Raw genomic sequence first — 14527 nt, forward strand, 5'->3', positions numbered from 1 at the left:
TGGATGTATGATTACAATTTTAAAAGACCACACCAATCTCTTAATAATAAAACTCCGATGGAATTTTTACAACATATTTAAGCTAATTTTCTATTTTTGATTGGCTCATAAAACAGGGGAGCTTACAGAGTCTTTTACGGTTTTATAGTTCTCTATTGCTTTTAAGAAAATAGAGTCAGCTAATGAGAACTTGCTGAGATTTTTATAGCAAAATGCGATATTATTTAATGACCAAGATTTTTCCTCGTCCCAATATTTGGAATTGTGGTCGCAAGCCGTTAAATAATTGTGTGCGATGTTGTAATTTATTAGTGCATCTTCAAACTTATTGTTGTCATACTCGACACCCGCTTTGCATTGGTAGGCTTTGTATAGATTGCTGTATGTTCCGCTAATTTTCCATAAGTCGCTTTCATTTGAAAATGATTTAAGAAGATTGCTAATATTTGCGGGTAACTTGGTTGAATCGTTTTGTAATCCCTTTAATACATCATTTACTTTGTCTTTATTTGAGGCGGCTTCATCTTCTATTCCAAGCCACAATTTACCTGCTTTATTTGCTTTTAAGCCATATTCAATGGCTCTGTCGTAGTCTCCTTTTTTAATCGCATCTTCACACTCTTCTGTATAATCAAACATTAGTAAATTATTTTGAATATAATCACGACCATTATTAAGAACATAAACAATTTTTCGATAAGGCTTGAATGATATTGGAGTGTAAGTGAAAAAGGAGGTTACTATCAAAACAATTAATGACCGTATAAAAATTGATTTGATGTTTTGAAAATTTGTCTCTGATTTCCTTTTGAGAAATAAATAAATTCCTAAACCAATAAACAATAGTCCGTTCGCAATCGGTAGAAAATTGTAATAGTAGTCCTTGTTAAGCCAAATCAAGTAGGGTAAAAAGAAAAATGAAGTTGAAAGTGCTACACCAGATATTATAGAGAGAGCATTATTCTTGTTTTCTTTCGTATTGAAAAGCCAATAGCCACCAATAAGATACGATAACGATAACAACCAAGTCGAAAGAGCAAATAATGCACTTTTGCCTGGAAAGGCTAAGAGTTGAAGTCCGAAGGCGACAGCAAAAATGATTAGAATTATTTTCTCGTAACGTCTCATTGTCGTCATTTAGGGTTGCAGCTAACTTAATTATAGAGGAAGTTTTTCATCTATAAACTTCTCCAATCTATCATTTTTTGCTGTATTGGGGAAATTTTTTGTTGTTACTCATTTCCTATTATTTTCTTATCCTTTATAACCAAAGAGGCTACCCAATGGGTAGCCTCTTTGTATTTTTTGTAATAGCAGTTAGATTACATCATTCCGCCCATACCGCCCATTCCGGCTGGCATTTGAGGCATTTCTGATTTTTCTTCTTTTTGCTCAGAAAGTACACACTCAGTTGTCAATAGCATACCTGCAATAGATGCAGCGTTTTCTAATGCAACACGTGTTACTTTTGTAGGATCAATTACTCCTGCAGCAAATAAGTTTTCGTATTTCTCAGTTCTTGCATTGTAACCAAAGTCGTTTTTACCTTCACGAACTTTTTGTACTACTATAGAACCTTCTCCACCTGCATTAGCAACAATTTGACGCAATGGCTCTTCTAATGCTCTTTTTACAATAGCAATACCTGTTTGCTCATCTTCATTGATGCCTTTTAATTTTTCAAGTGTTTCAACAGCTCTGATGTATGCAACACCACCTCCGGCAATAATACCTTCGGCTACTGCAGCTCTTGTAGCGTGCAATGCATCATCTACTCTGTCTTTTTTCTCTTTCATTTCTACTTCAGTAGCAGCACCTACGTAAAGAACCGCAACACCACCGGCTAATTTAGCCAAACGCTCTTGTAATTTTTCTTTGTCGTACTCAGATGTAGTAGTTTCTATTTGTGCTTTTATTTGATTTACTCTTGCAGTGATATCAGCTTTCTTACCAGAACCACCAACAATTGTAGTGTTGTCTTTGTCAATAGTTATTTTCTCAGCTTTACCTAAGTAAGATAATTCTGCGCTTTGTAACTTTAATCCTTTTTCTTCAGAAATTACAGTAGCACCAGTTAACGCTGCAATATCTTCCAACATTGCTTTTCTTCTGTCGCCAAAGCCAGGAGCTTTTACAGCACATACTTTTAAGCCTGCTCTAATTCTGTTTAATACAAGTGTAGATAACGCATCGCTTTCTACTTCTTCTGCAATAATTAATAATGGTTTACCTGATTGTAACGCCTTTTCTAATATTGGAAGTAATTCTTGTATGTTAGAAATTTTTCTGTCGTAAATCAATACGTAAGGGCTTTCAAATACTGTTTCCATTGAATCAGCATTGGTAATGAAATAAGGAGAGATATAACCTCTGTCAAATTGCATACCTTCTACTACATCTACGTATGTTTCAATACCTTTAGATTCTTCAACTGTAATGATACCTTCTTTTTTTACTTTGCCCATTGCACTTGCAATTAAAGCTCCAATTGAACTATCGTTGTTAGCAGAAATTGTTGCTACTTGTTCAATTTTTTTAGTATCGTCACCAACCGATTTAGATTGTTTTTTCAAATCAGCTACAACTGCTTCAACAGCTTTGTCGATACCTCTTTTCAAATCCATTGGATTAGCTCCAGCTGCTAAGTTTTTTAAACCTGCTGTTACAATTGCTTGCGCAAGTACAGTAGCAGTAGTAGTTCCGTCTCCGGCTACATCATTGGTTTTAGAAGCTACTTCTTTTACCATTTGAGCTCCCATATTTTCAATAGGGTGTTTCAACTCAATTTCTTTTGCTACAGTTACACCGTCTTTCGTAATTGCCGGTGAACCAAATTTTTTGTCAATAATTACATTTCTTCCTTTTGGACCTAATGTAACTTTTACTGCATTAGCTAATGCATCAACTCCACGTTTTAGAGCATCACGTGCATCTAAGTTAAATGTGATATCTTTTGCCATTTTTATTTGTTTTTAAATTGTTTGATTTCGTTTTTATTAAATAGAACTGAACTTACGTTGTTTGTCAAAAATTAAACAACCGCAAAAATATCCGATTCGCGCATAATCAAATATTCTTTTCCGCCAATCTGAATTTCTGTACCAGCATATTTTCCGTATAAAACTTCATCTCCAACTTTTACTGTTAAAGGCTCGTCTTTTTTACCGGTTCCTACAGCAATAATTTTTCCTTTTTGTGGTTTTTCTTTTGCTGTATCTGGAATAATGATTCCACCAGATGATTTTTCTTCAGCTGCTGCAGCTTCTACAATAACTCTGTCTGCTAGAGGTTTTACTTTTACACTTGCCATAATTACTTATTTATTTAAAGGTTAAACATTAAAATTTTACATTACACAATTAGCATAAAGTATGCCAGAAGCCAAAAACTAAAAAGAATGGACATTTTTGCAGAAAGAGGCGTGCTCTTCTTAAAAGATGACACTATAGTTATGCCATCATGGCACAACTTTTTTAATTGAAAAAAAACTAAAATTATTGATTTCCAGTAGTTTCTGGAGCTGTTTGAACAGGAGTAGTAGGTGCAACAGGTGCGCCTAATGATTGTTCTTCTATTTTTTTCTTAGTTACAGATTCTGTAGTAGTTTCTTCTGCTGCTACACTTGTAGATTCTCCAATAAACATAGCTGAAACTAAACAAAGTGCTAACAAGCCAATGGCTAAAAACCAGGTCGATTTTTCTAGAAAATCGGCAGTTTTTTTAACACCCATAATTTGGTTGGAAGATGAAAAAGAGGAAGATAGGCCACCTCCCTTAGAATTTTGAACCAAAACAATTAGTATAAGTAATATACAAACTATAAAAACCAGTACTGATAAGAGAGTTGCCATTTTCTAAATTTTAAAATCGTTAATATGTTTTCTAATTTCTTCTATCTGGGCAGCAAATGTATGTTTTTTTTCAGGATATTTCAAACTTAATGCTTGATATGCTTTTAATGCCTTGTCAAAAGCACCTTGTGTAAAATAAATTCGTGCCAAGGTTTCGGTTACAAAGCTAAAATCTTCTGTTATACTTTGCTTGGCTTTATCTACCGGAGAGTAAAATGTAGCGCTGCGTTTAGATATCTTGGGCTCTTCTTTTATAAAGCGCTCAATCAAGTCTTCGTATTCGGATTTTAGCTTTTCTTCTTTTTGCTTGGCTTTGGGCTGTTTTAGCCAATATAAAAAATTGTGCTCTCCGGATTCTTCTTCAACAGAGGGTGTATTTTCTTGTTTAGCTGTTTCTTCTTTAGTGTCGGTACTTTCAGGCGTTTTGTCTTCAAATTTTTCTTTTTCTACTTCCTGTTTTATACTTGCATTAACAGCGTTGCTAATTATTTCTTTTGCAATTGGAGACAGCTTTTTTATGTCAACCACACCACCTTTTTCTTCAATTTTATTGCTATCAGCGCCTTCGTTGGCAATCGCTTGATTTAAAATTGCTTGCGTTGTTAGCTCAATTTCTGGCTTACTTTCAACCGTAAATTTTGCTACTACTAGTACCTCTTCTGGTTTTTCCTCGGCAAGGGTAGTGTGTGTGTCTGCAATTGTTGCAGTGCTGTTTTCTTTTTTTGCTTCTAAAGTTTCGGTTGTTGTAGACTCTGTTTTAGGCTCTTCACTAACAACTGGAGTTTCAATAGGGCTTTCATTTACAAAGGTTTTTTCTATTGCTGGATTAGTCGGTTTTGCTTCGGTTGTTTTTAAATCTTTGTTTATAAACGTGTAAAGCAAACTTCTATTTCCGGCATAGGCAGTAGCCTTTTTTAAGTAATGAGAATAATGAATGCTATTGTTTAGTTGTAGGCTTTTAAGGTAGAGAACATGAGCCGTTTGAAAATATGGGAATTCGGCCGTAACCTCATTAAGCAACGCAGTATTGGAGCTTATTGCGGTTTCCGATGGGTTTTTAATAATATCTAAAAAAACCTTTGTATTCATTACCAATTATTAAAGGCTCTGTTGAAAATATCTTGCACTAATTGCGTGTTTATTTCTTGTATCAACTGATTTTCTACAACTGCTAAACTAACATTACTTTGAAAATCTGCAAAACGGGTAAAGGTAGATTCAAAATTCTTAGACTCGTCAAATTTGTTTATATATTTTACGTTAATAGTAATTGTTAAACGGTTTAAAGCCGCCTGATCGTTGCTTTGTATGGCTACCGGAGCTGTACTGTAACCTGTAATAGCACCTTCAAATTCAAGATCTGCATTTTTATCGGTAAGACTCAATCTTGTTTGGGTTTGAATAATGTCGCGCAATGCTTCTGTCAAAAGCTGGCTCGACATGGGGCCTGCTAATGGAGCTTGGTTGTCAAAATATTTTACCGAAATGCTCTTCGCTTCCGGAGGAATAGTAGCTCCCGAAAAACTGTACTTCAACTTGCAGGAATGGAGAATAAGGATACAAGAGCTAAGAAGTAAGATAGAAGATAGCTTGCCAATTGAATAGCCCAATTTTAAATTCTTAATTCTAAATTTTAATCTAGAACTCAACATTAAACATTCATCATTCAACATTCTATTTTATTCTTTAATTCCGTATTCATTAATTTTTCTATAAAGCGTTCTCTCCGATATGCCGAGCTCTTTGGCAGCATTTTTTCGTCTGCCTTTGTGTTTGGTCAACGCTTTTTTTATCATTTCTTCTTCAATTTCTTGCAAAGAAAGTGGTTTTTCTTCCAATACTTCCGAAGCATAAATTTCTTCTTCTTTTTTAGCGGGTTTAATTATCTGTTGGCCATAGCCAAGTTGAATGGTTGTAGACTCTTGCGTGCCTACATCTTGATACAGCTTTTTTATAATTTGTTCGTTGTCCGGCTTGAAATCTTGTTGCAAGTTGGCATCATTATCAATTAAATCAACCACAATTTTTTTCAAATCGGTCAAATCTTTTTTCATGTCAAATAGAACTTTGTATAGCAAGTCTCGCTCACTAAAATCGCCTGTAGCTCCATCTTGTTTTACAACCGCGGGTAATTGACTGGTAGAGTGATTTGGTAAGTATCGTGCAAGTGTTTCTGCATTGATATCTCTTGTCTTTTCTATTACAGAAATTTGTTCTGTTATGTTTTTTAGTTGACGTACGTTTCCCTGCCAGTAGTAATTTGTTAGCAACCTTTCCGCTTCTCCATCTAGTTTTATAACCGGCATTCTATATTTGGCTGCAAAGTCGGTTGCAAATTTTCGGAAAAGTAAATGAATATCTTGCTTCCGTTCTCTAAGCGATGGTATTATGATTGGAACGGTATTTAAACGATAGTATAAATCTTCTCGAAACTTACTTTTTTCTATTGCTTGAGGAATATTTACGTTAGTAGCAGCTACAACACGCACGTCTGTTTTTTGAACTTTAGAAGCACCTACTTTCATAAACTCGCCACTTTCTAATACCCGCAAAAGTCTTGCCTGTGTAGCTAAAGGCATTTCGGCAACCTCGTCTAAAAAAATGGTGCCTCCGTTGGCAACTTCAAAGTACCCTTTTCTAGCCTCGTGTGCGCCCGTAAAGGAGCCCTTTTCATGTCCAAACAATTCCGAATCAATTGTGCCTTCTGGTATTGCACCACAGTTAACCGCTATGTAAGGACCGTGTTTCCGAGCGCTTAATTGGTGGACAATTTGAGGGAAAACTTCTTTTCCTGTTCCGCTTTCTCCGGTAATAAGAACGCTCAAATCAGTTGGTGCTACTTGCATAGCAATATCAATAGCCCTCTCAAGCAAAGGCGAACCGCCTATTATTCCAAATCTGTTTTTTATTTCTTGAATAGTCATATCTAAACGAATATTTTAACTATTATTTTTGTTTTTTAAATCCTTCATTGGTTAAAACGTATAATCCTTCAGGTACATTTGTACACTCACTAAGTTTATTTTTAGTACTATTCCTACTTATCTGCACTCCTTTACTAGAAACAGAAACTTTTCTGCTACACTTGTTAAATTCAGATTTTCCTCCGACTTGATTATAATGGGATAGATTTTCTTCAGCATAGGAAACTACATGGCAAAGCTCTTTTGGAGTATCATCTATGTTAATTATTATAATTCCCGATTTTCCAGTTGACGCTCCCGTGGCTTGAATAAATTCACGATAATATAGTACGATTTCAGGTTTTCCTTTTTTATCAAAATCTATTTTTAGTATGCTATCCAATTCCGTATACCGATCAAAATAATATATAGTCATCCATTCATCTTTTCCATTTTTACAAACCAAAGAAAATGGCGTGTTCTCATACAATCTGTTTTCATAGTCGTAAGACAATGCAATGTCAGGGTATTTGGGGTGTATTTTAAAGGATGTATCTTTAACGTCCATAGAATTTAGAGAATAGTAATCACATACTCTTACTTGAAATGTGCTATCTGTTTCTAAAAACTTTGTTTGGGCTAAACTTATTTTCTCAAAAAAAAGTGAGAGAATAAGTAGACATAAATAAAATATTTTTTTTGATTGGTTGTACATAATTTTTTCTATTCAACATTCAACACTCAAAATTCAAAACTTCTTTATACTACTTCTCCAATAAGGGTAGCCACAGTACAAGAGGTTGCAAGTACATTCACGTATTCCCCTTTTTTATGATTCCCTTTTGGAAAAACAACTACTAAGTTTTGTGTATTTCTACCGTACAAAAAGTCGTTCGATTTTTTTGAATATCCTTCAATTAATACTTTGTGTACTTTACCTAATCCCTTTTTGGTTTTAATTCCAGAGTTTTTTTGTTGTAAATCAACAATTTTTTGGAGCCTTCGTAATTTTACATCTTCCGGTACATCGTCCTTAAACTTTCGTTCTGCAAGGGTTTTAGGTCTTTCAGAATAGGCAAACATATATGCAAAATCATATTGCACTTGCTCCATTAGTGAAACTGTTTCTTCAAATTCTTCCTCCGTTTCGCTACAAAAACCTGTAATTATATCAGTAGAAATACCACAGTCTGGCATGTATTTATAAATTGCATTAATCCTGTCTAAATACCATTCTCGGGTATAGCCTCGATTCATCATTTCTAAAATCCTGCTACTGCCTGATTGTACTGGAAGATGAATGTATTTGCAAATGTTTTCATACTTAGCCATTACTTGCAATACCTCATCTGTCATGTCTTTTGGATGTGAGGTCGAAAAACGTACTCGTAGTTCCGGACTTACTTGCGCTACCATTTCTAGTAGTTGAGCAAAATTAAGCGATGCTTTCTTTTGAGTTTCTGTTAATATTTCTTTTTTCAATCCTCCACCTGCCCATAGGTAGGAGTCAACGTTTTGTCCGAGTAACGTAACTTCTCTATATCCACGGTTAAATAAGTCATGAGCTTCCTCCAAAATACTTTGAGGGTCTCTGCTGCGCTCTCTGCCGCGCGTAAAGGGCACAACACAAAACGCACACATATTATCACATCCGCGCATAATGCTAATAAATGCCGAAACACCATTGCTGTCAAGCCTTTCTGGGGTAATATCTGAATAGGTTTCTTCTTTCGATAAAACTACATTTATTGCTTTGTTCCCATCTTTAACTTCATTTAGCAATCCGGGTAAATCTCTATACGCGTCAGGACCTACCACTAAATCAACTATTTTTTCTTCGTCCAAAAACTGAGATTTAAGTCGCTCTGCCATACAACCCAATACGCCAATTTTTAAATCGCGATTGTTTTTTTTTAGGGTATTAAATTGCTTTAACTTATTTCGCACACGCTGTTCTGCGTTGTCTCTAATGGCACACGTGTTTAATAAAATTAAGTCCGCTTCGGTATAATCAGATGTGGTAGAATACCCTTCTTTGGTAAGTATTGATGCAACAATTTCACTGTCAGCAAAATTCATTTGACAGCCATAACTCTCCAAAAATAGTTTTTTGGAGGAATTGGCACTTTCCGTTTTTAATAAAAGAGCTTCCCCTTGTCTCGATTCATCAATAATTTTATTTTCCATGCTTTTATTTTCTAGTGCAAAAATACCCAAAATAAGCTACATGACAAAATGGCAACACTTAAAAAGTGTTAATAAAAAAAGGCTATCCAACTTGGATAGCCTTTGTATTGATTTAAATCGAATGACTCTTAGAATTTATAAGAAAAATTAGCGCTCAAAACCGATTTGAATTGCGTTCTTGGTCCTGTATTCCCATCAACATCAGTAATTGCGATGTCGTCATCGTAAATTATAATTGCATTGTAATTAATGGCAACGTACTTCATTACTTTTATGGTAAGTAGGTTATCCCAAAATACATCAATTTTGGATGGATCAGTTATATAGTTGGAAAACAACTCCAAATTTGATTTAAAGCTGATTGTTTTGGTCAAATCTTTAACATATTTTGCTTTTATGTACCCTCCAAATTCACCCCTAAATCGTTTTCCATTTTTTACTTTTACAGGTATGATTGATGTATCGTAAACAGCTTTTTCAACACCGAAAGCTCCTGCATCAGCAAGTGTTTGATTATTTACAACAGTAAACTTGCCGGTTAACGGAGCTATTAAAACAGTTAAGTCGGTTGTCTTGTAATCCATACCAAGTGCAACAATTCCGTACCCGGGAGCTAAAAAATCAGATATTGTGGTTTTTAAACTATCAGGTAAAAGTGGGTCGTTGTACCCGGGGGTAAATTGTGTTTTAAAATCTAATAATCCTGAATAGTACCATTTTTTAAAAGCATAGTGTCCAAATTTGGAAGTTAATTGAAATCTATCATCATTCTTAAACCACATATCGTTTCTCAACTTCTTATCTTGGTTAATGATACCATAACCCATAGATAAGTTGTTATCCCATGTAGTTTTATCTTTTTTGTAATTACTAAATAGCTCCACCAAACTGGCAATAGCTATAGAGTTTTGTCCCCCTGCCGCCCAGTTGGTTAAAGAAACTTGAGTTAGTCCTAATGATAGAGTTCCTCCCTTTTTCCATAGTTTAGTACTATCTGCTTGAGAGAATAGCAGCTGCGAAGCCAACAATACAATTGGCAATAAAATTTTTCTCATTTTATGTTAAGAATTTATTTTTTAGGATTTAGAATTTTTCCCTAGTATGTCTCTAATTTCTGTTAGCAACAATTCTTCTTTTGTAGGAGCCGGAGGTGCCGCTGGAACTGCTGCCTCTTCTTCTTTTTTCTTAGCTGCATTCATGCCTTTTATAATCATAAAAAGAACGAAAGCCACAATTATAAAATTAATTACTGCTGCTAAAAAAGTTCCATATTTTACTGTCCCTAGTGCAACTAATTCATCTAGTTTAGTCATATGTGCGGCTTCTAATGCTGGTTTTAACAGCAGAGGAGTAATTACATCATCAATTAATGAGCTTACTATTTTTCCAAAAGCTCCACCAATTACAACCCCTATCGCTAGGTCTACTACATTGCCTCGCATTGCAAAGGCTTTAAATTCTTGTACAAATCCCATGTTTAGTTAGTTTTAAAAATTTTGCGCGAATATAGATTTTTTTTTCAACGCAAATCAAATAAAATCGCTCAATTCATTTTTTCTATCGATAACCCTGTTTTTGTTTCCCCCGTGTGCATAAAAAAAATTAGAATTTGGAAAATTCAATTAAGTATTGTTTTCTTTGCATAATTACAATTACTAAAAACTCCGTATGGCAAAAAATTTATTTATCGTTGAGTCACCTGCAAAAGCCAAGACAATCGAGGGTTTTCTGGGAAAAGAATTCGTTGTAAAATCATCAATTGGACATATTCGCGATTTGGTTAAAGCCGGAATGGGAGTTGATATCGAAAACAATTTTGAACCCACCTACGAAATTTCGCCCGATAAAAAAGCTGTAGTGAGCGAATTAAAAAAGTTAGCAAAACAAGCAGATATTATTTGGTTAGCAACGGATGAGGATCGAGAAGGAGAAGCTATTTCTTGGCATTTGGCCGAAGCACTTGATATTCCAGAGAAAAAGAGGAAGCGTGTTGTGTACCACGAAATAACAAAAAAAGCAATAACGGATGCAATTGCAAATCCCAGAGTTATAGATCAAAATTTAGTTGATGCTCAGCAAGCCCGCAGAATTTTAGATAGATTGGTTGGATTTGAGCTTTCTCCAATATTATGGAAAAAAATTCGTCCATCCCTTTCAGCAGGTCGTGTGCAAAGTGTTTCCGTTAGATTAATTGTTGAACGAGAGCGAGAAATAATAAATTTTACAAGCGTTTCAAGTTATAAGGTAGCTGCAATTTTTACTACATCAAACGGAGCTACAGTAAAAGCAGAGTTGCCTAAACGTTTTGCAACATTAGAGGAAGCAAAAACTTTTTTAGAAAAATGCAGAACAGCAACTTTTTCAATTTCTAATTTAGAAACAAAGCCTGCAAAAAAATCTCCATCTGCACCTTTTACAACATCTACTTTGCAGCAAGAGGCAAGTAGAAAATTTGGTTATTCTGTTGCGCAAACTATGTCCATAGCTCAAAAGCTATATGAGCAAGGAAAAATAACCTATATGCGTACCGATAGCGTTAACCTTTCCGAGCAATCTATCGAAAATGCCAAAAATGAAATTACACGACTATATGGCGAAAAATTTTCTAATCCTAGAAAATATAAAACCAAGTCGAAAGGTGCGCAAGAAGCCCACGAAGCTATTCGACCAACATACTTAAACCAGCAAACTATTGATGGCGACACTCGAGAAATAAGATTGTACGATTTGATTTGGAAACGAACGCTTGCTTCTCAAATGGCAGATGCTGAGTTAGAGAAAACAACCGTAACAATTAAAATATCTACAGCAACCGAAAATTTTGTTGCACAAGGCGAAGTGCTGAAATTCGAAGGTTTCCTAAAGGTTTATATCGAATCAACAGATGATGAAAACGATGAAACCACTGAATCTTTATTGCCGGTTTTAAAAGTAGGAGAAGTGTTGAATGCATCTGAAATAAATGCAATCGAACGCTTTTCCCACCATCCTCCTCGCTATACAGAGGCTAGTTTGGTTAAAAAATTGGAAGAGTTAGGTATCGGACGTCCTTCTACTTATGCTCCAACAATTTCTACTGTTCAAAAGCGTGGATATGTAGTAAAAGAAGATAAAGAAGGCACTCCGAGAAATTATAATGCATTGTCTATAAAGGCTGGCGAGTTGAAACAAGAAGTTAGAACAGAAAATACAGGTGCTGAGAAATCTAAGTTATTCCCAACCGATATAGGAATGGTAGTAACAGATTTTTTGATGCTGCATTTTAAGGATATTTTAGATTTCAACTTTACGGCCAAAGTAGAGGAGGAGTTTGATGAAGTTGCCGAAGGCAAGCTTTCGTGGCGAAAAATGTTGCAAGAGTTTTACAAACCATTCCATAAAACTGTTACCAAAACCTCCGAAACATCCGAGCGCGCAAGCGGAGAAAGATTATTAGGTGTAGATCCTAAAACGGGCAAAAATGTTTATGTTCGAATCGGTCGATTCGGTCCTATGGTTCAATTAGGAGAAGGTAATAACGAAGAAGAAAAACCAAAATACGCAAGTCTAAGAAAAGACCAACGCTTAGAAACAATTACGTTCGAGCAAGCACTTGATTTGTTTAAACTACCAAGAACACTAGGTACATACGAAGGAGAAGAAATTACAGTTGCTATAGGTCGTTTTGGGCCGTATTTAAAGCATAACAACGTGTTTTATTCACTTCCAAGAACAGACGATCCATATGCTATAGAATACGATAGAGCAGTTGAAATATTAAAAATGCCAAAACTGCCTCGTGTTATTGGGATGCACAAAAATATCGAAATTTCTGCTGCTAAAGGGCGTTTTGGACCATATTTAAAGTACGATAATTTGTTTTGCACACTTCCTAAAACAGAAGACCCATTTCTTGTTACACTCGAGAAAGCGGTGCAGTTAATAGAGGATAAAATTAAAAAGGAGAACGAAAAATTGATTAAAGCGTTTCCTGAAGATTCTTCTATTAAAGTAGTGAACGGTCGCTACGGTCCTTGTATCCAAGTGGGCAAAAAGTTTTTTAAAATACCGAAAGAGCATGAGCCTTCGGACCTTACGTATCAACAGTGTCTAGATTTAGCTGGAATTAAATCCGGAGAAGCCGGTAAAGAAGACAAAAAAGGGAAAGGTGCAAAAGCTGCGAAAGCTGCTAAACCAGCAAAGAAGAAAGCATCCACAAAAAAGGCAACTAAACCCAAAGCAGCAAAAAAGACAACCAAAAAATAATTTTTATTCACATTTAACATTCTTAATTCTTAATTTTTTTATACATGGAATGGTTAGATTTTCTTGAGCCAGTAAATAGTTTAGCATTTGGTACCGATAAGCAATCGGGACTAGGGAATCAATTGCTAAAATATTCCGAAGCCGGAACCCTCAATTTTGAATTAAAAGATGTGCAAATTGCAATTGTTGGAATTGAAGACGATAGAGCCGCTGTCAATAATGAAGGCGCTTCCAAAGGTGCAAATGTAGTACGAAAATATTTGTACGATTTGTGCCCCGGTAATTATACAATTAAGATTGCCGATTTTGGAAACATAAAAAGAGGTTTTGAAATAAACGACACCTATTTTGCTGTAACAGAAGTAGCTTACAATCTTATAAAAAATAATATTCTTCCTGTTTTTATTGGAGGTGGACAAGATTTAACGTATGCAATTTACAAAGCGTACGAAAAAATTGGACACACCATAAATTTAACAGCAATCGACCCCAATTTTGATATTGGCGAAGTGGAAAGCGAGTTAAACTCAAGAACTTACTTGGGGAAGATTATCATGCAGCAGCCTAATTACCTATTTAATTTTAGCAATATTGGCTACCAAACTTATTTCGTTGAGCAGCGTATACTTGAGCTTATGAATAAACTCTATTTCGATACCTATCGATTGGGCGAAATACGTGCAAATATCGAATCCATAGAGCCAATTATCAGAAATTCGGATGTAATTAGCTTTGATTTGTCATCCATTCGATATAGCGATGCTCCTGGTTGTAAGAATGCAACACCAAATGGTTTTTATGGAGAAGAGGCCTGTCAATTGGCATGGTATGCAGGTATGAACGACAAACTTTCTTCTATTGGTTTTTTTGAATACAATCCAACTGTTGATAAACGCGAAGTAACAGCACATTTGGTAGCTCAAATGATTTGGTGTTTTATAGATGGATTTTATAGTCGTAAGAATGACCAACCGTTGCTAGATACAACATCTTTCATCAAATATAGAGTGCCAATTTTAAATGCAAAGCATGAAATCTCGTTCTTCAAAAGCACTAAATCGGACAGATGGTGGATGCAAGTTCCATACCCAACCGATAAAAAACTGAAATACGAGCGTCATCATTTGGTACCATGCTCGTACAACGATTATTTGATTGCTTGCAACGAAGAAATGCCCGACAGATGGTGGCAAACCTATCAAAAACTATTTTAATAGACAGCATATCGAACTAGAATTGGTTGTCTAACAAACACAACAAAATATTTTTCAAAAATTGATTTAGTAATTAAAAATTAATATCTTAGCTGTATTGGTTAATGTGTATATTTATTTCAAAAGT

At 35.2% G+C, this 14527-nt stretch carries 14 protein-coding genes; 3 read left to right on the top strand and 11 right to left on the bottom strand.

Going from position 1 to position 14527, the window contains the following annotated elements; genetic code table 11:
• A partial coding sequence (locus tag J0M08_12650; GenBank protein ID MBN8703909.1) for a transposase occupies positions 1-81 on the top strand: 81 nt, incomplete at its 5' end.
• A 24-nt stretch (positions 82-105) separates the two neighbouring features.
• Here J0M08_12650 and J0M08_12655 read toward each other — a convergent pair.
• From J0M08_12655 to mscL, 11 genes are all read right to left on the bottom strand, one after another.
• Positions 106-1128, bottom strand: a complete 1023-nt coding sequence (locus tag J0M08_12655; GenBank protein ID MBN8703910.1) for a hypothetical protein — start codon at positions 1126-1128, stop codon at positions 106-108.
• Between the two features lie 194 nt (positions 1129-1322).
• Positions 1323-2960 carry a chaperonin GroEL gene (gene groL, locus J0M08_12660; protein ID MBN8703911.1) on the bottom strand — a complete coding sequence of 546 codons (1638 nt, stop codon included), beginning with the start codon at positions 2958-2960 and terminating at the stop codon, positions 1323-1325.
• 71 nt (positions 2961-3031) lie between these two features.
• Entirely contained in the window at positions 3032-3310 is a 279-nt protein-coding gene (locus J0M08_12665) for a co-chaperone GroES (protein ID MBN8703912.1), read from the bottom strand.
• A gap of 184 nt (positions 3311-3494) precedes the next feature.
• Positions 3495-3851 carry a preprotein translocase subunit SecG gene (secG, locus tag J0M08_12670; GenBank protein MBN8703913.1) on the bottom strand — a complete coding sequence of 119 codons (357 nt, stop codon included), beginning with the start codon at positions 3849-3851 and terminating at the stop codon, positions 3495-3497.
• Between the two features lie 3 nt (positions 3852-3854).
• On the bottom strand, positions 3855-4940 hold the full coding sequence (locus tag J0M08_12675; GenBank protein MBN8703914.1) for a hypothetical protein: 1086 nt from the start codon (positions 4938-4940) through the stop codon (positions 3855-3857).
• Positions 4940-5503, bottom strand: coding sequence for an LptE family protein (locus J0M08_12680; protein MBN8703915.1), 564 nt, complete (start codon positions 5501-5503; stop codon positions 4940-4942). The genes J0M08_12675 and J0M08_12680 overlap by 1 nt, the downstream gene beginning before the upstream one ends.
• A 27-nt stretch (positions 5504-5530) precedes the next feature.
• Entirely contained in the window at positions 5531-6775 is a 1245-nt protein-coding gene (locus J0M08_12685) for a sigma-54-dependent Fis family transcriptional regulator (protein MBN8703916.1), read from the bottom strand.
• 22 nt (positions 6776-6797) lie between these two features.
• A complete protein-coding gene (locus tag J0M08_12690) occupies positions 6798-7322 on the bottom strand; it encodes a hypothetical protein (protein ID MBN8703917.1) in 525 nt (174 codons plus the stop codon).
• 191 nt (positions 7323-7513) lie between these two features.
• Positions 7514-8941 (bottom strand): tRNA (N6-isopentenyl adenosine(37)-C2)-methylthiotransferase MiaB, encoded by a 1428-nt coding sequence (gene miaB, locus J0M08_12695; protein MBN8703918.1) that lies wholly within the window; start codon positions 8939-8941, stop codon positions 7514-7516.
• A gap of 128 nt (positions 8942-9069) precedes the next feature.
• Complete coding sequence (locus J0M08_12700) at positions 9070-9996, bottom strand: DUF3078 domain-containing protein (protein MBN8703919.1); 927 nt, start codon at positions 9994-9996, stop codon at positions 9070-9072.
• A 21-nt stretch (positions 9997-10017) separates the two neighbouring features.
• Positions 10018-10416: a large conductance mechanosensitive channel protein MscL gene (gene mscL / locus J0M08_12705; protein MBN8703920.1), complete on the bottom strand. Its 399-nt coding sequence runs from the start codon at positions 10414-10416 to the stop codon at positions 10018-10020.
• A gap of 193 nt (positions 10417-10609) precedes the next feature.
• Here mscL and topA point away from each other — a divergent pair, with 193 nt between their 5' ends.
• Positions 10610-13186, top strand: coding sequence for a type I DNA topoisomerase (gene topA, locus J0M08_12710; protein MBN8703921.1), 2577 nt, complete (start codon positions 10610-10612; stop codon positions 13184-13186).
• Between the two features lie 44 nt (positions 13187-13230).
• The gene (locus J0M08_12715) at positions 13231-14400 is read left to right on the top strand and encodes a formimidoylglutamase (GenBank protein ID MBN8703922.1); all 1170 of its coding nucleotides are present in this window, start codon (positions 13231-13233) and stop codon (positions 14398-14400) included.
• The last annotated feature ends 127 nt before the right edge of the window (positions 14401-14527 follow it).

The organism is Bacteroidota bacterium, from assembly GCA_017303975.1.
Taxonomy (GTDB): domain Bacteria; phylum Bacteroidota; class Bacteroidia; order JAFLBG01; family JAFLBG01; genus JAFLBG01.

Coding starts and splice junctions, on each gene's coding strand:
- miaB (MBN8703918.1), bottom strand. CDS start 8,941: ATGGAAAATAAAATTATTGATGAATCGAGACAAGGGGAAGCTCTTTTA.
- secG (MBN8703913.1), bottom strand. CDS start 3,851: ATGGCAACTCTCTTATCAGTACTGGTTTTTATAGTTTGTATATTACTT.
- J0M08_12715 (MBN8703922.1), top strand. CDS start 13,231: ATGGAATGGTTAGATTTTCTTGAGCCAGTAAATAGTTTAGCATTTGGT.
- J0M08_12700 (MBN8703919.1), bottom strand. CDS start 9,996: ATGAGAAAAATTTTATTGCCAATTGTATTGTTGGCTTCGCAGCTGCTA.
- mscL (MBN8703920.1), bottom strand. CDS start 10,416: ATGGGATTTGTACAAGAATTTAAAGCCTTTGCAATGCGAGGCAATGTA.
- J0M08_12680 (MBN8703915.1), bottom strand. CDS start 5,503: ATGTTGAGTTCTAGATTAAAATTTAGAATTAAGAATTTAAAATTGGGC.
- J0M08_12685 (MBN8703916.1), bottom strand. CDS start 6,775: ATGACTATTCAAGAAATAAAAAACAGATTTGGAATAATAGGCGGTTCG.
- topA (MBN8703921.1), top strand. CDS start 10,610: ATGGCAAAAAATTTATTTATCGTTGAGTCACCTGCAAAAGCCAAGACA.
- J0M08_12665 (MBN8703912.1), bottom strand. CDS start 3,310: ATGGCAAGTGTAAAAGTAAAACCTCTAGCAGACAGAGTTATTGTAGAA.
- J0M08_12675 (MBN8703914.1), bottom strand. CDS start 4,940: ATGAATACAAAGGTTTTTTTAGATATTATTAAAAACCCATCGGAAACC.
- groL (MBN8703911.1), bottom strand. CDS start 2,960: ATGGCAAAAGATATCACATTTAACTTAGATGCACGTGATGCTCTAAAA.
- J0M08_12690 (MBN8703917.1), bottom strand. CDS start 7,322: ATGGACGTTAAAGATACATCCTTTAAAATACACCCCAAATACCCTGAC.
- J0M08_12655 (MBN8703910.1), bottom strand. CDS start 1,128: ATGAGACGTTACGAGAAAATAATTCTAATCATTTTTGCTGTCGCCTTC.